Source organism: Pseudomonas sp. GW821-FHT01A09 (genome assembly GCF_058986725.1).
Genome location: NZ_JBYSWB010000010.1, coordinates 126,135 through 150,804, shown reverse-complemented (window position 1 = coordinate 150,804; position 24,670 = coordinate 126,135). Strand labels below are relative to the sequence as shown.

Genomic DNA, 24,670 nt, shown 5'->3' with positions numbered 1-24,670 from the left:
TGCGCGTCGGCGCCTTGGCGGTTGCCGCCTTAACGCGATGACGGCGCTGGCTGCACGGTAGGCGCTACTTCGCGCTTCGGGGTTGGATGCAGCCAACCCGCCAGCAGGCGCGTGGACAGCGGTATGAACCAGAACACCATGATCGGCGTCAGCACCAGCGTACTGAGCATGATTCGTGGCACCAGGCCCATTTCGTTGAGCCAGTGACCCAACAGAAAATTGAAGGTCAGATTGACCGGAAAAAACGCCAGCCATACCGCTACGGACTGCTTCCAGCGCGGTGGGTGGGAGGGGTGGGCGACATTGCCGAACCAACCGTCGATACCGGCGACGCGGTGCTCGTGGGGCTGGGCGAACAGGCCGCTGCCACGTTTGAGCCAGGATTGGCGCGAGGCGGAGTGCTCCCAGGCGTGCAGGGTCGCTTCGTCGGCGAAGCGGAAGATGATCTGGAATTCATCGTCGTCGGGCGGTGGAGCCAATACACCGGAACCCAGATAGCCCGGAAAGTCGGTGGCCAGGTGTTCGCCTTCGTGCAGCCAGGCAATCAGTTCCTGGTAGTGACCTTCGGCGGCGCGACGCGCAACCATGAGGGTGACGGGTGAGGTAGACATGGTGTATCTCCGTACGTATCGAGCGTCCTGGATAAGGGCTCAAAAAAACGCAGCGCCGGGGTGATGGGCTGCGTTTCAGGTCAGGGCGGCGGCGGGTAGTGCGGCCATCGGCGATCACGCCAACAAACACAAGCAAGGATTATTCCGGATTGTGCCCCCTGTTGCAGCAGGTATCGGACAGGCCGACAGATTCGTCGCGCTTTCCTGCACAGGCGCCGGGGAGGGTAGAATGTGCGGATACCCGCCACCCCTTGGTTCTGCTCGCAATGACTGATGTCTCCTCCGACCTTCGCGATGCCCAGGTCCTGCACAGCGAAGAGCTGTTCCCGATTCGCGAGGTGTCGCGGGTCACTGGTATCAATCCCGTCACCCTGCGGGCCTGGGAGCGGCGCTACGGGCTGATCCAGCCGACGCGCACTGAAAGCGGGCATCGCTTGTATTCGCGCGCCGATATCGACAACGTGCGTACCGCATTGATGTGGATCGAACGCGGCGTGGCGGTGAGCAAGGTCGGCAAGATTCTCGCCCGCACTCAAGGCGCCCATAGCGACAGCGCCGAACAAAATGGCGCCCGTGCCGAGTGGCTCGAATGGCAGGCCCAGGTCCGTCGCGCGGTGGCGGGGTTCGATGAGCCGCAATTGGAGCGCATCTACGGCCAGGTGTTCTCCAGCTATCCGCTGGTCGTGGCGTTTCAGGAAGTGCTGATGCCGGTATGGCAGGCATTGCTGGGGCGTCAGGAAGGCTACGGCCATACCAGCGAATGGTTGTTCCTCGACAGCTTTCTGCGCGCCCGCGCGCTGCAGCGCCTGCAATTGACGCGCGGGCATGGTCAAGCCTGGATCATAGTGGTGGCCGCGATGCCCGGGCCGACTCGTGAGCTGGAAGTCCTGGTGGCAGGCTTGATGTTGGCCGGGGCGCAGGTGGACGTGCACGTGCTGGCGTTGGGGCAGCCCTTGAACGAGCTCAGCCTGGTGTGCGAGAAGATCCAGCCCCATGCCCTGGCGTTGTTTTCCCATCGGCCGCTCAACGGCGAGCAACCGCGCCAGTTGCTCAAGTTGGGGATGACGCTCGAATGCCCGTTGATGTTGATGGGCGAGGCTTCAGAGTTGGCGCAGGAAGCGCTGATCGGCACGCAGATCGCGTGCCTGGGTGGCGAGGGGCGCCTGATGCAGCGCCGCCTGCTGCAGTACCTTGAGGGACACCTGGATACTTAGGGCCTGGCGCTGGCTGATCAAGCGTGCAGTTCGGGATGGCTCAACTGGTGCTGTTGCATGATGAACTGCCGCAGTCGCTCGGTTTCCTGAGGGGTATTTTCATGCAGGCTGTATGCGAACAGGCCGTCGGCGGTCTTGCGCTGGCGTTTGCCTTTCATGGCCATGGCGCCGAAGCCGTCGGGCGCGAACCATGCCGACAGCGCTGGCGGCGCCGCACGGTCGCGAGCTTCGACGAGCATGCCGTTGAACGACAGCTCCCTTGCCCAGAGTCCCGTCGGTTTGCCCTCATCGTCCTCGAGAGAGATTGGCGTCGGCAGCGTCAAGCGCCACGGCCGGATCATCGGCCCGTCCTCATAGATGGTCGGCGCGCCAAGCTTGATATGCTGGGCATGAAACTCGTCTTCGACCAGTTGCAGCGGAAAGCTGATCTGCTGGTTCTCGAATTGAGCCTGGATCGTCACGTGATCCTGAGCTACCAGTCGGGTCAGCAAGTCCTTTATCTGTACACCGCCATTGACCAGCAGGCTGGCCGTGGCATCACGCACGTTCAGCTGCGGGTTGTGTTGCATCGTCTGAATGAAGTCCAGCTCATCCTGTGTCAGGAGGGCGTCAGATTGCATGCTCGTGCTCAACAGATAAAAGACGGAAGGTCGGCTATTTCGACCGCAGTTTATCAAAATTGTTACCGCCGCTGGTCACCTTCCAGTTCCGCGATACGTTTGTGCGCTTGTTCGAGGCTGCGCTCCAGCTCGACGATTCTCTCCCGAGCTGCCACCACGTCGCTGACATCCTTCTGAATGCCGATGTAATAGTTGCGCTGGTTGCCGTCGTGGCGCACCGGAGTTATGGACAGTTCGTTCCAGAACGGGGTGCCGTCCTTACGGTAGTTGCGCAGTATCTGGCGGCTGGGTTGGCCGTTGTCGATCGCCACGCGCACCGCGCGCAGGGCGACATCGTCCCGCTCGCCGTTCTGCAGGAAGCGGCAGTCGCGATACAGGGTTTCGTTGGCCGAATAGCCGGTCAGGCGCTCGAAGGCCGGATTGGCATAAATGAGGATGTTGTCCTCACCCTCCTGTTCGGCGATGACGATGCCATCGTTCGAGGCATCGACCATGAGTTGCAGCAGATTTGCGTTGATCATCGAGTATTTTGCTCCATTTCCTCGCCCCCTGTGGCAGTGCCGGGTGGATATTCTAGAACATACGCAACAACCAGCCATTCGGATCATGGCTTGATGCAATCATCGCCAGCGTTAGCGCGCGCGGCCATTCGAAGTCGTGCCGGGCAGCTGGTATCATCTGGGGTTTAATCCGTTTCAGGACCTCTGCCATGAAAGTCGCTGTGTTTTCCGGTTCCGTCTACGGTGTGGCCGAAGATGTCGCCCGCCGCGCCGAGTCGCTGTTCAAGGCCGCAGGTTTCGAGGTGTTCTATAGCCCTCGCGCCACCCTGGACGATTTGGTGGGCTCTGCGCCCGAAGCGCTGCTGGCGGTGACCTCGACCACGGGCCTGGGGGAACTGCCGGACAGCCTGCAAGACCTCTATGGGCAGCTTCGCGATCAACTGCCGGCAGCCTTGCGCGGCCTGCCGGGCGCGGTGATCGGCCTCGGTGATGCCAGCTACGATGACACCTATTGCGGCGGTGGCGAGATCATTCGTGAACTGTTCGCCGAGCTGGGGGTAACCGAAGTGCAGCCGATGCTGCGTCTGGATGCCAGCGAGACGGTCGACCAGGAAGACGACGCCGAGCCTTGGCTGCAGGAGCTGATCGGTCAGCTCAAGGGCTGACCGGCGTCAGCCCTCGCTCGCGCAGCAATTCCAGCCAGGCCTGGGCGGCCCGCGACAGATAGGCACCCTGGCGCCAGATGAACGCGATGTTCCAGCGCAAATGACTGGCTTCCACCAGCCGCAGGCGAATCACCCCCGGGCGCACCAATGCGCGGGCGACCACGCTGGGCAGCAGCACTACACCCTGGCCAGCGGCCACCAGCGCGGCAAGAAAGTCCGCCTGGCCGCTGCGGCCACCTTCCTTGGGCGTGAAGCCAGCCGCCTGGCACGCCTGCAGTAAACGGTCGTTGAGCACGAAGCTGCGTTGATAGAGCAGGAACGGAGTATCGGCCAATTCTGCGAGGTGCACGTGCTGATTGCCGGCCAGGGGATGATCGGCGGGCAGCAGGGCGTCGAGTGGTTCATCGCAGAAGGGCTGGGAGGCGAACGCCGGGTTGTTCGATGTCAGGGCGCCACCCAGTTCCAGTTCACCGTTGAGTACCGCTTGTTCGATAGTCCGGCTACCGTCCTGCTGGCGCTATGTCTGTTCGGCGGTCAAATGGCGGCGTGGTTTCATTGGCCCATTCCCGGTGGCGTGATCGGCCTGGGGTTGCTGCTGTTGGCGTTCGCCTTCAACCTGGTCAAACCCGCATCGCTGCAACTGGGTGCCGGGCTGTTGATGGCTGAAATGCTGTTGTTCTTCATTCCGGCCCTGATGAGCATGCTCGATTACGGCACCTTGCTGCGTCAGGAGGGCTTGCGTATCGGCGTGGTGATCGGCGTCAGCACCTTGCTGGTGATGCTGGTGACCGCGTTCACGGTGGACGCGGTGTGCCGCTGGAAGATGCGCCATGACGCTTGAGCCCATGCCGCTGTTCTGGCTGGCGCTGACGCTGCTGGCCTACCTGTTCAGCCGCTGGCTGTATCGACGTACCCGCCGCTACCTGTTGTCGCCGTTGATTCTGGTACCGGCGCTGCTGTTCGCGGTCGCGGTGCCGATGCATACCGGCTACGCCGAATATTCCAGCAGTACCCATTGGCTGCTGCTGGTACTGGGCCCGGTGACCGTGGCGTTCGCCATCCCGATCTGGCAGCAGCGTGCATTGCTGGTGCGGCACTGGCTGGCCTTGTTGCTGGGTATGCTGGTGGGCAGTTGCGCTTCGATCGCCAGCTCTTGGTGGCTGGCGCGGGCGCTGGCGCTCGACAGCTCAGTGGCGCTCTCGCTGGTACCGCGCTCGATCACCACGCCGTTCGCCATGCCGTTGTCCCACGACCTGGGGGGACTGCCGGACCTGACTGCGGTATTCGTGCTGTTCACCGGGGTCTTCGGTGCCATGCTCGGTGGCATTCTGCTCAAGTGGCTGCCGCTGCGCAGCCCGCTGGCGCGCGGCGCTTTGTTTGGCGTGGGCGCGCATGGCGCGGGCGTCAGCCGTGCGCAGGAAGTGGGCAGCGAAGAGGGCTCGGTCGCGGGCTTGGTGATGGTGCTGACCGGCCTGCTCAATCTGTTCGCCGCGCCGTTGCTTGGCGCGATCATCTGATCCGCCGATCAGCGGTGTGCGCTAGGTGGCAGTGGCCTGAGGGCGCTGCAGACCCATCGGTCACGGCCTGACCCCCAAGGCCATTAAGCTGGCTGCCAAGGCAACTGCGCGTCGCCTCACGCTCTGCGTAGACTGGCGCCAGGAAGCACAAGCAAGTGCCTGGGTGAATGCCATGATCGCAATCCGTATATGCGCCGTCGCGCATGCCTCATCGACGATACTCGCCGCCCCGGGGTACCCGATAACGCTGCACAGACTCGGCCATTGGCAGCTGGAGCGGCGATGATGACCCTGGCCGAGATACCGCTGCGGATCTGGCGCACGCGGTCCCAGGTATTCGACTTCAACGGGCACAGCATGCGCTACTGGAGTGCCGGGCGCGGCCAGCCGTTGTTGTTGCTGCACGGTTTCCCCACCGCGAGCCACGACTGGCACTACCTGTGGAAGCCGCTGACCAGCCAATACCGAGTGATCGCCTGCGACATGCTCGGCTTCGGCGATTCGGCCAAGCCCGGTCGCCATGCCTATAGCCTGCTGGAGCAGGCCGACCTGCAGCAGGCATTGCTCGCCCATTTGAATATCGCCGAAGCTGTGCATCTACTCGCCCATGATTACGGCAGCAACGTTGCGCAGGAGCTGATCTTTCGTCATACCCAGGGGCAGATCAAGGTCGCCAGCTGTGTGTTTCTCAATGGCGGGCTGTTCGCCGAAGCCCATCGCCCCGCCAAGCTGCAGCGATGGTTATCGGGGCCTGTGGGCTGGTGGGTCGGTCGGGCCTTCAATCGCGCCGCACTGGTGCGCAGTGTTCCCGAACTCTATGGGCCGGACACCAGCCCCAATGAAAGCGAGCTGGACGATTGCTGGGAACTGCTCACGCACAATCGCGGGCCGCGGGTGCTGCATCGGCTGATGGATTATCTGGGCGAAACGCGTGCCCATGGCGAGCGCTGGACCCACGCCATGCAGGGCGCCGGGGTGGCCATGCGCATGATTGTCGGCGGCAGCGACAGTATCGCCGGAGTGCGCATGCTCGAGCGCTACCGGCAACTGATACCGGGCGCCGACACGGTGTTGTTGCCAGATATCGGCCACTACCCGCATACCGAAGCGCCGACCCAGGTGCTGCGCCATTTTCGCGAGTTCCATGCGCCGGTCACTCGGCGCGTTGCCGCGCTCTGAGGTGCCTCGCAGGCGCTGGATCCGCCGAGCTTGCTTCCCTGAAAAACAGGCATAAAAAAGGCCACTGCATAGGCAGTGGCCAAAACAAGACGTTCACTTGAAGGAGCAACAAAACGTCAGTACTACAGAACAACACACAGGAGGAAACAAACACAGTTCGATGAACAACGGCAGTGTGCAACGCCTGGATTAACCGGGTATTAACCACCGTGATCGCCGATCAGTGAGCGAATTTTAGGCGCTCGCGGGCGCAGGAAAAACCACTGATACCGACATTCACTGTTACCCGCACCGCAACAGTTCACGTGGCGCCATGTCAGTGCATGATCGTCACGGCAGTCGGCAGATGATGCAGACGATCGGTCAGGCGCAAGCGCTGAATCGGATCCTCGGTCAACAACAAGGCATGTTCGAGATCGAAGCGCTCGGCCTGCGGACATTCCAGGCGCTGGTAGAGCCCGGCTCTGGACAGATAATCGGCGGCGGTGGCGGGGCCCAGCTCCATCACCCGCTCGGCATCCTTGAGCGCGGCAATGGGATTGTCGTGGCTGGCGTGCAGCTGCCGCAGATTGCGCGACAGCCGTTGCAGCATCTGGCGGCCTGATGCCTCCAGCAAATGATCGGCCTTCAAGGACACCTGCGGGCCGAACTGGCGCCCGAGCAGCTCGCGGCAGTCCACAGGGTAGAGGCGGCGGCCGCCGCAGGGGTCGAGCAGATGGTCGGCTCCCGGTACGCGCAGCAAAAAATGTCCAGGGAAATTCACGCCGATCAAGGGGATGTCCAGGCGGCGCGCCAGTTCCAGCGCAATCAGCGCCAATGGCAGCGACTGTCCGCGCTTGCGTTCCAGTACCTTGTCGAGCAACGCCGCCTGGGGACGCAGCGGGTGGAAGTCATCCTGTTGGAAACCCAGGCTGTTCAAGCGCCGTAGCAACGGCTGCGCGAGTTCGCTGACTGGCAGCATGGGCAAGCCGATGCTGATTTCCAGCTGCAATTCGCGAAAGTGACGGAGGATTGTTTCGGGCTGCACGTGCGGGTCGTGCTCGGCGGCGATCCACAGCGCTGCCTCAAACGTCGCGACAGGACTGCGCGTCAGGCATTCGAGGCAGGCTTTGCGTGGGCTCATGGCAGTCTCCGCGTTTGCTCCAGTTTTAGCCCTGCCTGCGCGTTTCGTCCAGTGCCATGGGTGTGAGTGGTGAAGAGATCGTCATTCATGAATCTTTCTGCATGGCAACGGCGGGGTCCTATACTCACTCGATAACAAAAAATCCGGAGCTCGCCGATGTTCGCGCTGATGCAAAGCACCCGTACCGAGTCCGTTCACCTGGCCTACGACCCGCCCACCGGGTTGCGTGCGGTCATCGCCATCCACAACAGCAGCGCCGGGCCGGCTATCGGCGGCTGTCGCTACCTGGCTTATCCCGACGACGACAGCGCCATGGGCGATGCCATTCGCCTCGCCCAGGGGATGAGCTACAAAGCCGCACTGGCGGGGCTGAAGGTGGGCGGCGGCAAGGCGGTGATCATCCGCAGCCCCCATGTGGAAAATCGCGCGCTGTTGTTCGAGGCATTCGGACGCTTCATCGAGGGGTTGCAAGGGCGCTACGTGACGGCCATCGACAGCGGTACCTCGACGGCCGACATGGATTGCATCGCCCAGACCACCCGATACGTCACCAGCACCTCTGCCGCTGGCGATCCGGCGCCGCATACGGCCATGGGCGTGTTCGCCGGGATTCGCAGCACGGCCATGGCGCGCCTGGGCACCGATGATCTGAACGGTTTGCGGGTGGCCATACAGGGGCTGGGGAAAGTCGGCTATGCCTTGGGCGAGCAACTGCACGCGGCGGGCGCGGAATTGCTGGTCAGTGATCTGGATCAAGGGCGGGTGCAACTTGCCATGGAGCAGTGGGGCGCTCGCCCGGTGGCGGCGGAGGCCTTGCTGGCGACCCCTTGCGATATTTTCTCGCCCTGCGGGCTGGGCGGCATTCTGACCGGACAAAGCGTGGGTCAGCTGCGCTGCGCCGCCATCGCCGGTGCGGCCAACACGCAATTGACCACTCTGAATGTCGCCGACCAACTGGAAGCGCGGGGAATTCTCTACGCACCCGATTATGTTATCAATGCTGGCGGGTTGATCTACGTGGCGCTCACCCATCAAGGCGATGCGCTGGGCACCATCACTCAGCGCCTGGCCGGCATCAGCTCGCGGCTGACGGAGATCTTCGCCCACGCGCAGGCCGAGAAGCGTTCGCCTGCGCGGGTCGCAGAGATACTGGCGGAGCGGTTGGTGTACGGGGTGTAAACGCGCAGCGGGCTATTACTCCGCCGCCTCGGGTGCGCCGAGTTCGTCCAAGGCACTGGCGTTGCTCTTGAACGCAGCGGCGAATACCGCGCGATTCTTGGCCATGTAGATACTGGCGTCTTCGGCATTCTTTTCCGAAAGCCCCGGCACATTCTTGAGCAGGACTTGCGTCAGGGACTCTGCCAGCTCGAGCATTTGGTCGTGTGCATCGGCGAGTTTACGATCCACGAATGTCGTCTCCAGGTCTCGGGTGCTGCGATACAGGGTTTCAACAGCCATTGTTGGCCTCGTCGTCAGTTGCAGTGAGGGAGGCGAAGCTGCCTCGTCAAGTACTGTGTATTTATACAGTCAAATGCCAGGCTGAGCAATAGCCCCTGCATTCGAGCTTTATAGCAGCCCAGCGACATCACGCCACGTGCCTAAGCCCCCGCGACAACCATCTTATTGAAGAGCATGGCCTTTTTTCTGCATGGGACGGTCATGTTCGTCCCGTACTCTGCCTCACGGCCCGGCGCCGTATCAGGGTTTTCTCCGTAACCGAGGTGTGATCGATGGAAATGAAATGGGCCGACAGGCTGCGCAAGAACCTGCATTCGCAGGCCGATTCCCTGGGCAATCTGTGTGTGGAGGCGTTCCACTACCTGGCCTTGTTCGGGATCGGCGCCATTACCGCCTACGCCGCGGTGGCGACCTTTATCGGCATGCTCGAGAAGGGCAGCGTCTCGGTGGATGACATCCTGCTGCTGTTCATCTACCTGGAGCTGGGGGCAATGACCGGGATCTATTTCAAGACCAACCACATGCCCATCCGCTTTTTGCTCTACGTCGCCATCACCGCGCTGACGCGTCTGTTGATTGGCGATGTGTCACATCACAATCCCCCGGATCTGGGCATCATCTATCTGTGTGGCGGGATTCTGTTGCTGGCATTCTCGATCCTGGTGGTGCGCTATGCGTCGGCGCGTTACCCATCGGTCAAGGAAAAGGCAGAGGGCTGATAGGGTCGTCGAGATCCCTTCGCACCATCGCCACTCAGAACGTCCAGGCGTGGGCCTAAGTGGTGCGAACCTTTGCTTCGAGGGATCTCCCAAACCCGGTGTGCAACCGGGTGTTGGCGGAAGATGATTCAGAGGCCCGCGAGGTTGGCTGATCGGTTCCAGCTCTTTTCGGGCTTGGGCAACAGCGCCGGGCTGTCGCGATCGGTCATCGCCGCAAGGATTTCCATGGCGCTGCCGCCCTGCTCGATAGCGATGCCGAACTGCACGCTTTCGATCAGCCGTTTCAGGCGCTTGGGATCGTTACGTTGGGCGGCGCTGATCATGCGCTTGGCGACCACCCCGGTCTCGTTCGACAGAGTCAGCATGATGCTGCCGTCGAGCCGTTCGATGCTCAGATTGACCCGATATTGAGGTTGAAACGCGTCACTGATGCTTTGAAAGGGATTGTCCATGGCGTTTCACCTGATCTGTTCAAGACTGCACTTATTGACTGGGCGTGATCACGATTAGTTCGCCGCGCCAGACCACTGGTGGGTCTTCTGCTTCCTGCTGGCAATTTGACTTCGAGATAGACGTCGAGCGTTGTGGAGTTACAGAACTGATAAAGCAAGGGGCATGCCGGTTTTGTCGGACAATCGATTGGCGTCCAATAAAAAAAGCGAACACTGGGTTCGCTTTTTTTGTATGGACAATCAATCAACTATTGCGCACTTGCTCGTTTTCGAGGAATTCTTCTTCGAGCAAGGCGTCGGCCTCGCTGCCCTCGGTGGAGGTGCCTGGAGCAGGTGCGCGACGTTGGCGCAATTTGCCGAACAGGTGCTCGAGGGCGTGATCGAGTTTGACCGCCGCGCCGTCGACGGCGAGATCCAGGGAGGGCGCCTTGTGGGTCACGGAAATCGGTTGGTGGCCCTTGGGCCGTGCCTCCATCTGGCAGCGTTTGTCTTGCGGACCGGCCTTGTCGCCGTTCTCGTCGCTCAGATGGACTTCAATGCGGGTGAGGTCTTCCTCGTAGCGCTCCAGCGTGCTTTCTACTGTGGTTCTTACCCACTCCTCCAGTCGGATACTGCTTTCAATATGGTTATCGCTATTGACTTGGATTTGCATAGTTCAGCCCTTATTCAGCTAGCTCGCAAGAAGTCGGATGGGCCATCGCGAAACGCGGGTATTTCCATCCGCTCTTGTTTACAAGGTCAGGCACCCAGAGTTGGAATTCAACCCCCTGAAATAAATAAATAATTAGTGAACGTTTCAGAAAGCTACGGAAGTCTGGAGATAGACGGTTCGCGGCTGCCCTGCGTACTTGCCTTTGTTGTTGTCGTCGTATGACCGCGTGAAGTACTGGTGATTGAACACATTCTTGACCCCGACCGCGACGTTCAGATTCGACAATTGCGGACCGAAATCGTAGCCGGCACGGCCGTTGAACAGCACATATCCGGGGATTCGCCCGGTGCTGCCATCGGCGCTTTCGGCGGCGGTGTTTTCGTTGTCGGCGAACTGGCTGCTCTGGTACTCGCCATCGACGTTGAGCTTCCAAGGGCCCTGGGTATAAGCAACGCCAAGCGTGCCTTTGTGTTTTGACGAGAACGGCACACGATTGCCGTGATTGACCCCGGATTCGCGGATAGTCGCGTCAACATAGGCATAGGTGGCGTACACCTCGTAACCGGCCAGGGCCGGGCTCAGGCCGTCCAGCGCGTAGTTGATGCTGCTCTCGATGCCCTGATGACGCGTCTTGCCACGGGCGATGACGGTATCGTTGGTCTGGTTGCTGTCGTACTGGTTGTCGAAATCGATCAGGAAAGTGCCCAGTTCCGCCTTGATCCGCCCGTCGTCATAGCGGGTTCCCAGTTCCCAGGTGCGGGCCTTCTCGGGTTTCACTTCGCCGCTGGTGACCCGGTTGGGCATCTGGCTGTATTGCACACTGCCGAACGAGCCTTCGGTGTTGGCGTACAGGTTCCAGCTGTCGGTGAGGTGATACATCACGTTGAGCGCCGGCAGTGGGGTGTTGTAGCTGCCGGAATATTTGGCCTGGGTGAGCAGGTTGGTCTGCTGCGAATCGATCAGCTCGTAGCGAATGCCCGGGGTGAAGGTCCACTTGCCGATGTCGATGCGGTCGTCGATGAAAAACGCGTGGGCTTCGGTCGAGCCGCGCGTGTCGCGGTCATTGCGGCTGTCGGTGCTGGGTGTCAGGCCGGAAGCGATCGACTCGCGATAGCGCAGTTCATGGCCGGCCTCGCTGATGTAGCGATAGCCCATGCCCACTTCGTGCCAGCTGTCGCCCAGGGCGAAACCCTGAGAGACATGCGTCTCCACACCGCGCACCCAATATTCCCTCGGCGACAGGGACAGGAAGCTGCCTTGATCCAGGTAGCCGCTGCGCAGGGTGTTGGTGAAGAAGCTGTTGACGGTGAACTCGCGGGCGTCCTGCTGGTAGCGATAGCCGAGGTTGAACAAGCTGCGGCGGCCCCAGAACTTGTCCTTCAGGCGCGTCGACTGGTAAGGATCATCCTTGTAGGCGGCGCTGCTCAGGCCGCCGGGCATGTCGGCTTCGCCCTCGTAGTACTGGGCCATGGCATGCACGCTGTTGGCCTGGTCGATCTGGTAGTTGCCCTTGAGGATCAGGTCGTCGATCTGCGTGTCGCTGTGCTCGCGCCAGTCGCCGCCGCGCACGCCGGAATAGAGGATCGCGCCGCCCAGGCCGTTGGCGTTGGTGCCGCCGGCCATCAGGTTGCCGGTGGTCTTGAAGCCGTCATGGCTGGAGGAGGGCGCGGTTTCGGTCTGCAGGCCGCCCTTGAGGGTCGGCTCGTCAGGGATGGCTCGGGTCACGAAGTTGACGATGCCGCCGACGTTCTGCGGGCCATAACGCACCGCACCGCCGCCGCGCACCACATCGACGGCGTCCATGTTGCCCATGCTGACCGGGGCGAACGACAGCTGTGGCTGGCCGTAGGGTGCGAACGGCACCGGGATGCCATCCATGAGCACCGTGGAACGCGTGGCCAGCCGTGGATTGAGGCCGCGGATGCCGAAGTTCATTGCCATGTCATGGCTGCCGGTGCCGTTGTTGAGCGGCGCGTTGACTCCGGGGATGCGATTGAGCACCTCGCGGGCGCTGGTGGCACCGCTGCGCTCGAAGGCTTCACGGCGGACCACGTCGCGGGCCCCGGGATGCTCGAAGACGTTGGTCTGGTCGGCCTGGCCCAGCCAGTCACCGACCACGGTCGAGGCGCCCAGCTCGATCGGTGCGCTGGGCGCCGCCGTCGCTACCGGCGCCTTTTCCAGGCTGTAGGCGTTGCTGCCGACGACCTTGGCTTGCAGGCCGGTGCCTTGCAGCAGGCGTTGCAGACCTTGCTCGGCAGTGAATTCGCCGTCCAGCCCAGGGCTCTGCAGGCCGCCCACCAGCTGCGAGGCGAAGGAGATCAGCACGCCGGTTTCGCGACCGAACTGATTCAGGGCGCTTTCCAGCGAGCTGGGGGCGATGTGGTAGCTGCGGGTCGGCATTTGCGCGCCATGGGCCAGCGGCAGGCCGCTGAGGCTGAGGCTCGCCCCCAGCAACAGGCAGCGCAGTGAACGGGTGATCGGAGTGGGCGTGAATGACATCGCGGAACCTGTATGAGGGTCGGTGTAGAGGGGAGTTACCCTCTCTGTCACGCGAGATCGGCAAATCGGCTCATGCGCTCGAAAAATAAATTCAGACCCGTGCTTCGACACTGACCCAGTAGCGCGTGCGCCGCTTGATCTGCAACGGCAGGGCCACTGTCAACAGGTCGAGAATGCGGTCGGTGTCGTCGAGCGGATAGCTGCCGGAGATGCGCAAGTCGGCGACCTGCGGATCGCACTGCACATGGCCGCGGCGATAACGGCTCAGCTCATCGAGGAAATCGTCCAGGCGCATGCCGGCCGCCACCAGCATGCCGTCGATCCAGGCGCCACTGTTGGCGTCGACGACCACGGGCGGCGACCACTGCTGGCCGTTGAATCGCGCCTGGCGCCCGTGCTGCAGCACCAGCGGATAACCTCGCAGATCCTGCGGAGCGATGCTGGCCGTGCCCTCGAACACCGCGACCTGGGTCTGTCCGGCCCGTTGGCGAACGTCCAGTCGGCCCGGTTGCGCATTGATCACGCCCTGTACCGTGCTGATGTACAGCGGCCGCGGATCGGCTGCCACGCTCAACAGCAGTTGCCCTTCGAGCAAGTGGATCAACCGACGCTGGCCGTCGAAGCGCACGTCCACGGCGCTGGCGGTGTTCAAGTGCAACTGCGAGCCGTCATCCAGCGCCATCTGCCGGCGCTCGCCAAAGGGGCTGCGGTAATCGGCCAGCAACGGTGGCAACAGCTGCTGCTGGCGCAAGCCCAGGCCGGTGGCGCTGGCCACGCCCAGCAACAGCAGGGCCTTGAGCGCGCGGCGCCTGGCAGCCGAAGGCGGCGCCTTGAGCGTGGCGTGGGCCAATGGCCCGGGTACCCCGCGCAAACGCAGGTTGACCTGCTGGATATGCTCCCAGGCACGCCGGTGCTCGGCGTCGGCCTCCAGCCAGCGCTGCCAGGCCTGCTGACGCTGAATGTCGGGGCCGCCCTCCTGCAACTCCACCAGCCAGTGCACCGCCTGCTCGGCAACGTTGCTGGAAAAGCCGTGCGCGGCGGCATTGATCGGCGCGCTCACAGGGCGAAATAGCAGCGCAAGGCGGCTTTGTTGAGGTGACGCTTGACCGTAGCGATGCTGATGTTCAGCTCGGCGGCAATTTCGCCGTAGCTCAAGCCATCGACCTGAGCCAGCAGAAAGGCGCGCTTGACCGGCACCGGCAGGCCGTCGAGCAATTCGTCGAGTTCGGTCAGGGTCTGCAGGATGATCGCCCGGTACTCCTCGGACGGCACCAGCGCCTCGGGCAGTTCTGCCAGCGCCTGGTGGTAGGCGCGCTGCAGATCCTGGCGGCGGTAGTGGTTGAACAGCACACGCTTGGCGACGGTAGTCAAAAACGCCCGGGGCTCGCGCAAAGGCGGAGTCTCCCGGGCGGTCAGCAGACGCATGAAGGTATCCTGGGCGAGATCGGCCGCCGAATGCGGGCAGCCGAGACGATGCCGCAGCCAGCCGGTCAGCCAGCTCTGATGAGCGACGTACAGGCCTTCGACCGTCGAGCAGGCGTCTGGGCTGGCGTGTGACAAGGCGGATCTCCAACGCGCTGGGTGCGTAAAAGAATAAGAATTGTTCGCATTGTAATCTTTGTTCAGGAAATTCAGCAATCGGTCGTCATAAGGGGTCAACCCACCAGGTCAGCAAAGCCGCACACGGCCTTTGCGTATGAGAATATTTATCATTAGACTTGGCGCCTGTTTTTTTGCCGTGCAGCGGATGCGCGCGCCATTCCAAAGGGGGCCGAGATGGCCAGTAAACTTAACGGTGTGTCCGCCAGTTACCGCCTTGCGGTGGCCTCGCGCATCTTCGCCGCGGCGCTGGGCGGCTACGTGCTGGCCGCGCTGGCAAGCATCTGCTTCGCCTGGACCTTGCCGCTTGCCCGTGCTGAAGCCGTGGTCAGCAGCATGATGTTGGCCTTTATCGTCTACCTGATCGTGGTGCTTTGGTGCTTCGCCTGCCGCAGCGCCTGGCGGGCATGGGCGGGCATCGCCGTGCCGGGCCTGCTGCTGGCCCTCGCCGATGGCGCCCTGTACTGGGTGAACACGCCATGAAGGAAGGTCTACGGCAATCCATGGCGTGGCTGCACACCTGGGCGGGGCTGGTATTCGGCTGGCTGCTGTTCGCCATCTGGCTGACCGGCACCCTGGCGTATTTCCAGGACGAAATCACCCACTGGGCGCACCCCGAGATCCCGGTCCGCGCCCTCGACAGCCGCGCCAGCCTCGCCAGCGCGCAGACCTTCATCGACGCCAACGCGGCCACTTCGCCGAACGTTTACATCAGCCTGCCGAATCACCGCGACCCGGTGCTGGGGGTGATGTACAAAGACCCGCAAAAAACCGGGCGTGGCAGTTTCACCCGAGCCATGGTCGACCCGCAGACCGGCTTCAAGCAAGAGACCCGCGAAAGCCGCGGCGGCGAGTTTTTCTACCGCTTCCACTTCGAGCTGCAGATGGGCTATCCGTGGGGGCGCTGGCTGGCCAGCATCGCCGCCTTCGTGATGTTCTTCACCCTGGTGAGCGGCATCATCACCCACAAGAAGATCTTCAAGGAGTTCTTCACCTTCCGCCCCGGCAAGGCCCAGCGCTCCTGGCTCGACGGCCATAACGCCATTGGCGTGCTGATCCTGCCGTTCCATCTGCTGATCAGCTACAGCAGCCTGGTGATCTTCATGACGATGATCATGCCGGCGAGCATCATGACCAGCTATCACGGCGACACCAAGGGCTTCTTCAGCGATGTATTCCCCAGCGTCGCGCCAGCGCCGGCCAGCGGCGACAACAGGCCGCTGATGCCGCTGACCGAGCTTTATGACAAGGCGCGCGAGCAATGGCCCGCTACGCGCATCAGCCGGGTCGAGCTGGAACGGCCCGCCGACGCCGCCCCTACCGTCGAATTCACCCGCGATGACAGCGAAGGTATCGCTTACAACTACGGCAACAATCTGGTGCTCAACGCACAGACCGGCGCGGTGCTGAGCACCCCTCGCAGCATCCCGGTACCGATGCTGATCGGCGGTGGTTTCTACGGATTGCACATGGGCCACTTTGCCGGGCCGCTGCTGCGCTGGCTGTATTTCCTCGGTGGTATCGGCGGCACGGCGCTGATCGGTACCGGGCTGGTGATGTGGCTCAACAAGCGTCAACTCAAGCATGCCAAGTCCGGCGTGCTGCCCTTCGAGCTGCGCCTGGTGGAGGTGCTCAACCTGGCGAGCATGGCCGGCCTGCTTTGGGCGGTGCCGGGCTTCCTGCTGGCCAACCGTTTGCTGCCGGTGGCGCTGGAAGGCCGCAGTGCCTGGGAAGTGCGAGTGTTCTTCGGGGCCTGGCTGCTGTCGTTGCTGCACGCACTGCTGCGCCGTGGCCGACGGGCCTGGATCGAACAATTGCTGGTGGCGGCGCTGTTGCTCGCGCTGGTACCGGTGGTGAGTGCCTTGACCACCGACCACGGTCTGGTGCGCTCGATCGCGAGGGGGGACTGGGCGATGGCCGGGGTCGACCTGACGGCCTTTGCCGCCGCGTTGTTCCTGCTGTGGACGAGCCGCAAACTGATGAAGAAGGCCACCGCAGCGAAGCGCAAACCGGCAGCGCGGGAAGCCGAAGCGGTGCTGGAAAGCGAGGCCAGCCGATGATCCCTGCCGTGTTGTTGTCGTATGCGGGATTCACGGCCCTGTGCCTGGCCATGGACAAGCACCATGGCGAGCTGCTCAGGCGCAAGCCCACGGCGTGGCAGCGTCGGGCGTTGACGGGGGCGGGGTGGCTGCTGCTGGGGCTGGCGTTGATGGCCGCGGTGAGCAATGCCGGCTGGGCCATGGGCCTGGTCAACTGGACGGCGGGGCTGATGGCCAGCGCGGTGTTGCTGGTGTGGTTGATCCCCTATCAACCGCGCCTGGCGCTGGGCATCGCCGCCGCCAGCTTGCTGGTCAGCCCACTGGCAGCGCTCGGCCTCGCCTGATCCCACCCCTCTAGCGAGGGGGCTTGCCCCCGATAGGGCATACCTGCTCTGCGCGGTGTATCAGGACCGGCCAATCGGGGGCAAGCCCCCTCGCTACAGCTTCGCCAATGGCTCCTGGAAACGCAGCAAGCGTCCGGCATTGCCCAGCACCAGCAAGGTGCTGAGGTTGTGCAGCACCGCCGCGATCATCGCCCCCGCCACGCCCAGCAAGCCGAAGGCCGCCAGGGCGACGATCGCCAGGGTCCAACCCAGACCGATCACCACATTGACGTGCAGCGTATGCCGGCAGCGACGGCTCAGGCGTACGCAGGTGCCCAGGCGCCGCAGGTCCGAGCCGATCAGCACGATGTCGGCCGAGGCCAGGGCGATGTCCGCACCGCCCGCGCCCATGGCCACGCCCACCACGCCGGCCTTGAGCGCCAGCGAATCGTTGATGCCATCGCCCACCACCATGGGCCGGAAGCCTTTGCCGATCTCGGCGGTGACACGATCGAGCTTGTCTTCCGGCAGCGCTTGAGCGACTACGTCGCTGATGCCTACGGCCTGTGCCACCTCGCCGGCGACTCGTTGGCGGTCGCCGGTGAGCAGCAGTTGCCGGCCCAGCCCCAGCTCGCGCAGCTCACCGAGTGCCAGACGCGCTTCGGGCTTGATGCTGTCGGCCAGTTTCAGCCAGGCCAGAAAACGCCCGTTGAGGGCCAGCCCGGCGATCGGGCCGCCGTGATCCGGCACCGGTGGCAGATCGATACCCAACTGCGCGAACAATTCCGCCCGCCCCAAGGCCGCAGTGCCTTGGGCGGTCTGCGCGACCACGCCGAGGCCCTGGCGCTCATGCAGATCGTCGAGGGCGCGCCAATGGGCCTTGGGCACCAGGGTCGCCAGGGCGCGGCTGACCGGATGGCTGCTGGCGGCGCCGAGGCTGGCGGCCAAGCGCATGACCTGAAACTCGCTCTGGGCGATGCCGGGCGGGGTGCCGCTGGCATCGACGGCACTCATCTCCTGCGCCGCGTCGGTCAGTTCGAGGGCTTGCAGGCGCAGTGAGCCGTAGGTCAGGGTGCCGGTCTTGTCCACCACCAGCGAGGTGAGGTCGGCCAGCTCTTCGAGGAACGCCGAACTGCGGATCAGAATGCCGTGGCGCGCCGCCACGGCGATGCCGGCAATGGCGGTGGCCGGTGCCGACAGCACCAGCGCGCAAGGGCACGCAGCCACCAGCACCGCCAGCATCGCCTGGGCGTCGTGGGTGATGAACCAGGTCACGGCGGCAATCATCAACACCAGAATCAGGTAACTGCCGGCATAGCGCTCCAGCACCCGGGTGATCGGTGGCTTGGAGCGCTCGGCGTTCTGCATCAGGGCGATGACCTTGCCCAATGTCGAGTCGCTGCCGGTGCGGGTCACTTCGACGCGCAACAGGCCGTCGAGGTTGATCGCGCCGCCGAAGACCTGCACGCCGACGCTGGCTTCGACCGGCACCGACTCGCCGGTGATCGGCGCAGTGTCGAGGCTGGCCTGGCCGGACAGCACCACGCCGTCAGCCGGCAGGCGATCGCCGGCGCGTACTTCGACGATGTCGCCGGGCTGCAGCTGGCTGTTGTCGATCTCGCGCACCGAGCCATCGGGCAGCAGTTGCCGGGCATTGCTGTGGGTCAGTTGGCCGAGGGCATGGATGGCTTCCTGGGAGCCGATCACGCTGCGCTCTTCGAGCACGTGGCCGAAGATCATGATGATCGGCAGCAAGGCGGCAGTCATCAGGTCGCCGGTGCTCCAGGCGGCGATCAGCGCCAAGGCGATCAACTGATCGGTGATGCCGTGCAGGCTGGGGAAACGCAGACTGTACCAGGCCGAACGCAGCACCGGCACGGCCACCAGCAGCGAGGCGGCGCCGAGCAGGATCTGGCTGACGCCGCTTTGCAGCGGGTCGTACCAGCGCCATATCAGGCCCAGCGACAGTAGCCCCAGGGCCAGCATGGCCAGGGTCAACTGGCGTGCGGCGCTGCGCTGTTCGGCGCGGGTCAGCAGGCTGGGGTCGGGGGCTTCGGCCTGCCCGCGAGCGGGCTCATGGGCATGATCGTGGGAGTGGTCGTGGGCAGTCATCGATCGGCTCCCTGGAGGATCAGGTGGTCGCTGTCGGCGGGGTCGACCGTGGTCACCGAGCCGGCCTGGTGGAGGATGGCCGGGATGCGTTCGCGATACAGGCGCAGCAGCAGATCCGGGTCGATGGCGGCAGGGTTGGCTTGCGCCAGGCTGTCGATGGTCGCGGTCTGCGCCTGGGCCGTGGCCAGCCGTTCACTGGCCTGGGCGTGGGCCACTTGCAGGGTGCGGTCGGCCTGCTGGGTGGCGGCCTGGGTGGTCTTGGCGGCGTCGGTGCGGGCGTTGGCCACGGCCTGGTCGGCCTGCTGGCTGGCGGTGAGCACGGCATTGAAGGCCGCTACTGCCGGGGTCGGCAGGCTGGATTGCACGTCCACTCGGTCGACGCGGATGCCCAGGCTCAGGCCTTCGTCCTTGAGCTTGTCGAGCTGCGCGTTGATGCCTTGCACCAGGTCGCCGCGCAAGCGCTCGCGGCGCTCGGCGGCCTGGCTGTCGCTGCCGATCAGCTCCGGACGAGCGACGAGGATGGTGTCCAGATCGCGGGCGGCGCTCAGGGCCACGGCGCTGCGGGTCACCACGCGGTCCAGCGCCGGCAGCACGTGTTCGCCCTGCAGCACGTAGGCGTAGGGATCGTCGACCTTGAAGTAGGCGCGCACGTCCAGCTGTACCACTCCGGCATCGCCGGTCAGCAGGTAGCCAGAGCCGGCCAGGGCATCGCTGAGCGGGTCGCCGAAGGTGGCCATGCGCTCGGCCTTGAGGGCTTCGGCGGAGCGCAGCAGAGGTTCGATGCGGCGCTCGATCACGCGGTCGGCGGCGGGCAGCAGCACCACTTGTTCGAATGGCTGCGGCCAGGCCAGCAACAGGCCGGCATTCTGCACGCGATCGAGGGCGCCCATACGCAGCACCACCGCGCGGTTCTGCGGGGCGATTTCGCGGATGTTCGAGGTGCCCCAGGCCAGCGCGGCGACCACAGTGACGCCGTACAGCGCCAGGAACGCCAGGCGCCCGGCCTGTTGCCACGGGCTGGCATTGCGGGGGGCGAGGGCGTCATCGGTCATGGCTGGGTACCGGCGGGCTTTCTGTCTTGAATCGGTTTGTCCTGTATGGGCTTGTCCAGGGCTGGCGGCCCGTCGACCAGCACTCGGAATGGCGCCGCATCGGTGCGCAGCACCAGGCGCGTGCCCGGGGTGATCACGGTGCCGAGGGTGTCGAGCGAACGTAGCAGGCTGTACAGCTGCGGCGCGCGGGCATAGGCCTGGCCGTAGATCTTGGCGGCGTCGACCCGCGACTGTGCTTCGATATCCGCTGCCTTGACGCTGGCGTCGGCCTGCAGCATGCGGGCATCGCGTTCGGCGCCGGAGCGAATCTGCGCCGCCTCGCGCTTGCCGATGGCGGTGCGCTCGGTGGCGATGGTCTCGCGTTCGGCACGCATGCGGTCGACCGTGGCGTTGAGGGTCACCGAGGGCAGGGTCAGGCGTTCGATACCGACCTGGGCCACGCGCACGCCATAGGTGGCGAGCAGTTGCTGGCCGATCTGCTGACGCAGTTGCGCTTCGAACTCGGCGATGCGCACCTGGCTGGCGTCGGTGTTGATCAGGCTCGACAAGTCGAAGCTGCTGGCGGTGGTTTCCAGTGCCGAGCCGATGAAGGTGCGGATCTGCCGCGCGGCTTCGTCCGGCTGGTTCTGCACGGCGCGCATAAAGCGTTTGACGTTGTCGTCGTCGCCCTGCACCTGCCAGGCCACATAGGCCTGCACGATGATGCGCAGGCCGTCGCGGGTGCCGACATCCTGCAGGCCGCTGGAGGTGGTGCGCAGGCGCAGGTCGACCGGGATGCTGGCTTCGAACGGCGCCGGCCAGCGCCAGTTCAGCCCCGGCTTGAGCAGCACCCGCGCCGGGTCGCCGAAGCGGGTGATCACGGTGGCCTCGCCGGAATGCACCTGTACCAGACTGGCGGCGGCGATGGCGAACAGCACCAGCACCAGAGCGAGGATCATGCGGCGCCACAACGCGCCGCCGCTGACCGGGTCTGCGCCGTGATGGTGGTGATGGTGGCCGCCATGGCCGTGTCCATGCCCGGCGTGACTGCTGTGGTCGTGGCCGCCGTGGTCAGGGTGATCGTGAGAATGCAGCAGGCTCAAGGGATGACTCCTAAGGGGCGGTCTTTGGCGGCGACGCGGGGTCGACCGGCAAGGCGAAGGTGCGCAGATCAAGGGTAGGCGCCTGCCCGGCGCCCAGGCGGTGGTCGACCACCAGCAGTTTGGCGTTGACCAGGCCCAGGCTCAGCTGGCTCAGGTACTGCTCCAGCACAAAGGCCTGGCCGGCACTGGCGAAGGCCTGCTGTTCGGCACTGAAGCGCTGATCGGCGGCCTGCGCCTGGGCGTTGACTTCCCGGGCACTGGCGTTGGCGTTGTCCTGCAGGGTGCTGGCCTGCAACTGCGCTTCGTTGCGCTGCTGGCTGGCGGCCCCGCGTTCTCGGGAGATCAGCGCCTGCGCGGCGATCTGCGCGGCCTGCACACCGTGATAGGCATTGGCGGCGCCGGCTGGCGGATGAATGGCCTCGACCACGGTGGCGAGGATCTCGACGCCGCTGTCCAGTTGCTGCAGGTCATGCTGGACCGCGGCGCCGATTTGCGCGCCCAGGTCGTTGCGCTGTTCACCCAGCAGTTCATCCAGGGTACGGCTGGCGAACGCATGCACCAGCACGCGGCTGGCGGTGCTGCTGATCAGCCCGGGGATATCGGCGTTATGGTAGGTGGCGGCCAGCACCTGGTGGTCGTCCAGGCCGATACGGTAGACGAAGCGCACGTCCAGATTGACGATCTGAAAGCCCTGCTGGCCGCCCTGGCTGCTGGCGATGACCTGGGATTTATCGTTGAAATGGGTACCGTCCCACAGACGGTCGGCGCTCTCCGGGGCCGGGCCCTCGGCAGGCACGGTCACCGGAGCGCTGGCACCGGCCTCGACGCTGGTGGCCAGTTCATGCACCTGGCCGTTTTCGGCGGCGATCACTTGCCCGAACGGCCAGGGCAGGCCCAGATGCAGGCCGGGATTGAACACCGTGACCGGCTCGCCGAAGCGCTCGTAGATACCTCGGCCATCGACCGGCACTTCGCGAACACCCGTCAGTGCCCAGCCGATTACTGCGATCACCAGCAGCACCGGCACGAAGGCACGGCGCATGTAGGTGAAGGCCCAGACCTGCCGCAGGTCGATGCCGAAGCGGTTGCGCAGTTCATCCTGCAGCGCTTGCAGCGGCTGTGGCGGCCAGCGCAGCAGGTTGGCGGTCAGGCTTTCGCCCAGCAGGCGCGGTTCGAGGCGCGGCTGGCGTGGGCTGAACAGCGAGGCGATGGCGCGAATCAGCAACTCGACGGCCATCACGCCGGGCAACAGGCCGATCAACACGGCCAGACGCACCGGCCAGATCGCTTCGGCGTTGCGCAAAAACACGGCCAGGGCGCTGAGCAGCAGGGTCGCGAGCAGGGCCCGCAGCAATTGCGCCAAGGCTCGGGCTTCGGGCCACTGCTCACTGGCTTGCTGGGTGAGTTGGCGTTCGAACACCAGCAGCCCGAATGCCAGCAGCAGCAACAGCCCGGCGCCGAGGTTGCTGCTTGCCGTGGCAGCGGCGGCTGGCAGGTTCAGCTCCCAGACTTGATAGAGGCTGATCAGTGCCAGCAGGCCCCAGCCTGCGAGCCACAAGGTGGGGGCACCGATGTGCGCGAAGGTGCGCTTGCCGGCATCGCTGAAGCGCTCCAGCAGGCGTTCGTACCAGCCGCCTTCGGTGGTTGCTTCCGATAGCTCGGCGACCGGCTGGGCGGGCGCGTCGCCGATGGCGGCAGCGCGCCACAGGGCGACGCGTCGCGCGCTTTGCAGCCCGGCCAGCACGATGCAGGCGGTGGCGGCGTTGTTGGTGAGCACCGCGGGCCAGATCGACGTCGGCGAGAACAGATCGATCAGAAACGCCAGCACCAGCGCCAGGCCCGCCAGGGCGATCAGCACCTGGCTCAGGCGCAGCAGGCGGTCGCTCTGCACCTTGGCACTCTGAAAACGCGGCAAGCTGTGGGGGTAAGTGTCGTCGGCGTCTAGATCGATACGCATTGAATAAATGGGCCTTGTTAGCGCAAATGCTTGCCGAGCGAGGCCTTGTCGGCCAGGGAGACGTTGAGTCAGGGGTGTAACAGTATAACGATGCTCTCTAAGAGGTCGATTAGGTTACTGAGTATTACATCAAAATTTCATTTATCGAGTGAGCCATTGGAGGCTGTATCAAGGCTACCGACGTCTTCGCGGGCAAGCCTTGCTCCCACAGCATCGATAGATCCAGCGGCGTCCACCTGTGGGAGCCGGGCTTGCCCGCGAAGGGGCCCTATCTGTCTGCCACAGCATCGGCAGCCCCCACAGCACCCACCTGTAGGAGCCGGGCTTGCCCGCGAAGAGGCCCTATCTGTCTGCCATCGCCAGGCGATACTCCCCCGGCGTGACCTTCAGCGTCTGCCCGAAGCGATGGGCAAAGTGGCTCGCGCTGGCGAATCCACAGGCCAGGGCGACCTCGCCCAGCGGCAGGGCCGTGCCCTGCAGCAACTGCCGTGCGCGGTGCAGGCGGCGCGCCAATACGTATTGATGGGGCGGCATGCCGAAGCTGCTGCGGAACATCCGCGCGAAGTGGTATTCGGACAGGCTGCACAGCTGTGCCAGGGTGCCGAGGCTCAACGGCTCGGCCAGCTGCGCATCGATGAACTCCACCAGCCGCCGGCGCTGATGGGCCGCCAGACCGCCCTTGAGGCGCAGGCCATCGCGAACCCCCACCTGGGTCAGCAGCATGTGCCCGAGCATTTCGTGGGCCAGGCTGCTGGTCAGCACGCGCTCGCCGGGCTCCTGCCAGTCGAGGCTGGCCAAGCGGTGAAAGCGCGCCGCCTGCAGGGGGTCGTCGAGGAAGGTGGTCTCGCGCAGTTGCAGCTCGCGCGGTTCCCGGTCCAACAGGGTGACGCAGCCATGGGCGAACTGCGCCTCGCCGAAATACAGGTGCGCCAGGCGCAGCTCACCGTTGATGACCCACTCCGAATCGTGCCCGGCCGGCAGCACGCAGAGCTTGTCGGGGCTGCCTTTGCGGTCCGGGCGATCGCGGCGGAAAGTGCCGGTGCCGCCCGCCAGGTAGCACGACAACGTGTGATGGCCGGGGCCGTCATAGCGCTGGGCGTCGTGATGGTTGTTCCACAGCGCCGCGACCATGCCGTCGCCGAGCTCGGCACAGTGCTCCAACTGCGCGTTGCTGGAGCCGCGCAGGGCCTGGAATACCTGGAGGTGGGCGAGTGGGGGCATGGTGTCAGGCACGGCTGGGAATTCGAGTGCCCATCCTACTGCGCGCGGGCGTGGTTGCCATCCTCCCCGGCGACAA

The 24,670-nt window shown here is 64.3% G+C and carries 25 protein-coding genes and 1 pseudogene; 10 read left to right on the top strand and 16 right to left on the bottom strand.

The genetic code is table 11. The features are described from left to right. Positions 1-29: 29 nt before the first annotated feature. Positions 30-611: an antibiotic biosynthesis monooxygenase gene (locus AC3WJP_RS14160; RefSeq protein ID WP_493723668.1), complete on the bottom strand. Its 582-nt coding sequence runs from the start codon at positions 609-611 to the stop codon at positions 30-32. Positions 612-877: 266 nt separating this feature from the next. On the opposite strand from AC3WJP_RS14160, the gene AC3WJP_RS14155 reads away from it, so the two are divergent. Next, on the top strand, positions 878-1,825 hold the full coding sequence (locus AC3WJP_RS14155) for a MerR family transcriptional regulator (RefSeq protein ID WP_493723669.1): 948 nt from the start codon (positions 878-880) through the stop codon (positions 1,823-1,825). Between the two features lie 17 nt (positions 1,826-1,842). On the opposite strand, the gene AC3WJP_RS14150 is transcribed toward AC3WJP_RS14155, so the two are convergent. Together AC3WJP_RS14150 and AC3WJP_RS14145 are read right to left on the bottom strand one after the other, a co-directional pair. Further along, complete coding sequence (locus AC3WJP_RS14150) at positions 1,843-2,445, bottom strand: hypothetical protein (protein ID WP_493723670.1); 603 nt, start codon at positions 2,443-2,445, stop codon at positions 1,843-1,845. 62 nt (positions 2,446-2,507) lie between these two features. Continuing rightward, positions 2,508-2,966, bottom strand: coding sequence for a PAS domain-containing protein (locus AC3WJP_RS14145; RefSeq protein WP_493723671.1), 459 nt, complete (start codon positions 2,964-2,966; stop codon positions 2,508-2,510). A 188-nt stretch (positions 2,967-3,154) separates the two neighbouring features. Here AC3WJP_RS14145 and AC3WJP_RS14140 point away from each other — a divergent pair, with 188 nt between their 5' ends. Continuing rightward, on the top strand, positions 3,155-3,610 hold the full coding sequence (locus AC3WJP_RS14140) for a flavodoxin (protein ID WP_493723672.1): 456 nt from the start codon (positions 3,155-3,157) through the stop codon (positions 3,608-3,610). Here the strand turns inward: AC3WJP_RS14140 and AC3WJP_RS14135 are convergent. Then, a pseudogene (locus tag AC3WJP_RS14135) lies at positions 3,600-4,121 on the bottom strand (LysR substrate-binding domain-containing protein); the annotation flags it as partial. The gene AC3WJP_RS14140 and the pseudogene AC3WJP_RS14135 sit on opposite strands and share 11 nt — an antisense overlap. On the opposite strand from AC3WJP_RS14135, the gene AC3WJP_RS14130 reads away from it, so the two are divergent. The 3 genes from AC3WJP_RS14130 to AC3WJP_RS14120 all read left to right on the top strand — a co-directional run bounded on the left by AC3WJP_RS14130 (position 4,095) and on the right by AC3WJP_RS14120 (position 6,306). Further along, positions 4,095-4,451, top strand: a complete 357-nt coding sequence (locus AC3WJP_RS14130) for a CidA/LrgA family protein (RefSeq protein ID WP_493723700.1) — start codon at positions 4,095-4,097, stop codon at positions 4,449-4,451. The pseudogene AC3WJP_RS14135 and the gene AC3WJP_RS14130 overlap by 27 nt on opposite strands. Continuing rightward, complete coding sequence (locus AC3WJP_RS14125) at positions 4,441-5,127, top strand: LrgB family protein (RefSeq protein WP_493723673.1); 687 nt, start codon at positions 4,441-4,443, stop codon at positions 5,125-5,127. Before AC3WJP_RS14130 ends, AC3WJP_RS14125 begins: the two co-directional genes overlap by 11 nt. A 285-nt stretch (positions 5,128-5,412) precedes the next feature. Next, on the top strand, positions 5,413-6,306 hold the full coding sequence (locus AC3WJP_RS14120) for an alpha/beta fold hydrolase (protein WP_493723701.1): 894 nt from the start codon (positions 5,413-5,415) through the stop codon (positions 6,304-6,306). A gap of 316 nt (positions 6,307-6,622) precedes the next feature. Here AC3WJP_RS14120 and AC3WJP_RS14115 read toward each other — a convergent pair whose 3' ends face one another. After that, complete coding sequence (locus tag AC3WJP_RS14115) at positions 6,623-7,429, bottom strand: SirB1 family protein (RefSeq protein ID WP_493723674.1); 807 nt, start codon at positions 7,427-7,429, stop codon at positions 6,623-6,625. A gap of 156 nt (positions 7,430-7,585) precedes the next feature. Between AC3WJP_RS14115 and AC3WJP_RS14110 the strand changes: the two genes are divergently transcribed. Next, positions 7,586-8,608, top strand: coding sequence for a Leu/Phe/Val dehydrogenase (locus AC3WJP_RS14110; protein ID WP_493723675.1), 1,023 nt, complete (start codon positions 7,586-7,588; stop codon positions 8,606-8,608). 15 nt (positions 8,609-8,623) lie between these two features. Here the strand turns inward: AC3WJP_RS14110 and AC3WJP_RS14105 are convergent, their stop codons facing one another. Beyond that, the gene (locus AC3WJP_RS14105) at positions 8,624-8,887 is read right to left on the bottom strand and encodes a YebG family protein (protein ID WP_493723676.1); all 264 of its coding nucleotides are present in this window, start codon (positions 8,885-8,887) and stop codon (positions 8,624-8,626) included. 272 nt (positions 8,888-9,159) lie between these two features. Here AC3WJP_RS14105 and AC3WJP_RS14100 point away from each other — a divergent pair, with 272 nt between their 5' ends. Continuing rightward, a complete protein-coding gene (locus AC3WJP_RS14100) occupies positions 9,160-9,606 on the top strand; it encodes a phosphate-starvation-inducible protein PsiE (RefSeq protein ID WP_493723677.1) in 447 nt (148 codons plus the stop codon). 128 nt (positions 9,607-9,734) lie between these two features. On the opposite strand, the gene AC3WJP_RS14095 is transcribed toward AC3WJP_RS14100, so the two are convergent. From AC3WJP_RS14095 to AC3WJP_RS14075, 5 genes are all read right to left on the bottom strand, one after another. Beyond that, positions 9,735-10,058 (bottom strand): DUF3509 domain-containing protein, encoded by a 324-nt coding sequence (locus AC3WJP_RS14095; protein ID WP_493723678.1) that lies wholly within the window; start codon positions 10,056-10,058, stop codon positions 9,735-9,737. 244 nt (positions 10,059-10,302) lie between these two features. Beyond that, a complete protein-coding gene (locus AC3WJP_RS14090) occupies positions 10,303-10,710 on the bottom strand; it encodes an HPF/RaiA family ribosome-associated protein (RefSeq protein WP_493723679.1) in 408 nt (135 codons plus the stop codon). A 144-nt stretch (positions 10,711-10,854) separates the two neighbouring features. Continuing rightward, the gene (fecA, locus tag AC3WJP_RS14085) at positions 10,855-13,209 is read right to left on the bottom strand and encodes a TonB-dependent Fe(3+) dicitrate receptor FecA (protein ID WP_493723680.1); all 2,355 of its coding nucleotides are present in this window, start codon (positions 13,207-13,209) and stop codon (positions 10,855-10,857) included. 91 nt (positions 13,210-13,300) lie between these two features. Next, positions 13,301-14,269, bottom strand: a complete 969-nt coding sequence (locus AC3WJP_RS14080) for a FecR domain-containing protein (RefSeq protein WP_493723681.1) — start codon at positions 14,267-14,269, stop codon at positions 13,301-13,303. Next, positions 14,266-14,769 carry a sigma-70 family RNA polymerase sigma factor gene (locus tag AC3WJP_RS14075; protein WP_493723682.1) on the bottom strand — a complete coding sequence of 168 codons (504 nt, stop codon included), beginning with the start codon at positions 14,767-14,769 and terminating at the stop codon, positions 14,266-14,268. Before AC3WJP_RS14075 ends, AC3WJP_RS14080 begins: the two co-directional genes overlap by 4 nt. A 216-nt stretch (positions 14,770-14,985) precedes the next feature. Here AC3WJP_RS14075 and AC3WJP_RS14070 point away from each other — a divergent pair, with 216 nt between their 5' ends. From AC3WJP_RS14070 to AC3WJP_RS14060, 3 genes are read left to right on the top strand one after another with little or no spacing between them, the layout of a single operon-like run. Then, the gene (locus tag AC3WJP_RS14070) at positions 14,986-15,291 is read left to right on the top strand and encodes a DUF3649 domain-containing protein (protein ID WP_493723683.1); all 306 of its coding nucleotides are present in this window, start codon (positions 14,986-14,988) and stop codon (positions 15,289-15,291) included. After that, the gene (locus AC3WJP_RS14065) at positions 15,288-16,868 is read left to right on the top strand and encodes a PepSY-associated TM helix domain-containing protein (protein WP_493723684.1); all 1,581 of its coding nucleotides are present in this window, start codon (positions 15,288-15,290) and stop codon (positions 16,866-16,868) included. The genes AC3WJP_RS14070 and AC3WJP_RS14065 overlap by 4 nt, the downstream gene beginning before the upstream one ends. Then, positions 16,865-17,191: a DUF3325 domain-containing protein gene (locus AC3WJP_RS14060; RefSeq protein ID WP_493723685.1), complete on the top strand. Its 327-nt coding sequence runs from the start codon at positions 16,865-16,867 to the stop codon at positions 17,189-17,191. Before AC3WJP_RS14065 ends, AC3WJP_RS14060 begins: the two co-directional genes overlap by 4 nt. Before the next feature lie 93 nt (positions 17,192-17,284). Here AC3WJP_RS14060 and AC3WJP_RS14055 read toward each other — a convergent pair whose 3' ends face one another. From AC3WJP_RS14055 to AC3WJP_RS14035, 5 genes are all read right to left on the bottom strand, one after another. After that, complete coding sequence (locus AC3WJP_RS14055; RefSeq protein ID WP_493723686.1) at positions 17,285-19,282, bottom strand: heavy metal translocating P-type ATPase; 1,998 nt, start codon at positions 19,280-19,282, stop codon at positions 17,285-17,287. Beyond that, positions 19,279-20,334: a protease modulator HflK gene (hflK, locus tag AC3WJP_RS14050; protein ID WP_493723687.1), complete on the bottom strand. Its 1,056-nt coding sequence runs from the start codon at positions 20,332-20,334 to the stop codon at positions 19,279-19,281. Before hflK (AC3WJP_RS14050) ends, AC3WJP_RS14055 begins: the two co-directional genes overlap by 4 nt. Beyond that, positions 20,331-21,416: a protease modulator HflC gene (hflC, locus tag AC3WJP_RS14045; RefSeq protein ID WP_493723688.1), complete on the bottom strand. Its 1,086-nt coding sequence runs from the start codon at positions 21,414-21,416 to the stop codon at positions 20,331-20,333. The genes hflK (AC3WJP_RS14050) and hflC overlap by 4 nt, the downstream gene beginning before the upstream one ends. Positions 21,417-21,426: 10 nt before the next feature. Continuing rightward, positions 21,427-23,373, bottom strand: coding sequence for a protease modulator HflK (gene hflK, locus AC3WJP_RS14040; protein WP_493723689.1), 1,947 nt, complete (start codon positions 23,371-23,373; stop codon positions 21,427-21,429). Between the two features lie 342 nt (positions 23,374-23,715). After that, entirely contained in the window at positions 23,716-24,594 is an 879-nt protein-coding gene (locus AC3WJP_RS14035) for a helix-turn-helix domain-containing protein (protein WP_493723690.1), read from the bottom strand. Between the last annotated feature and the right edge of the window lie 76 nt (positions 24,595-24,670).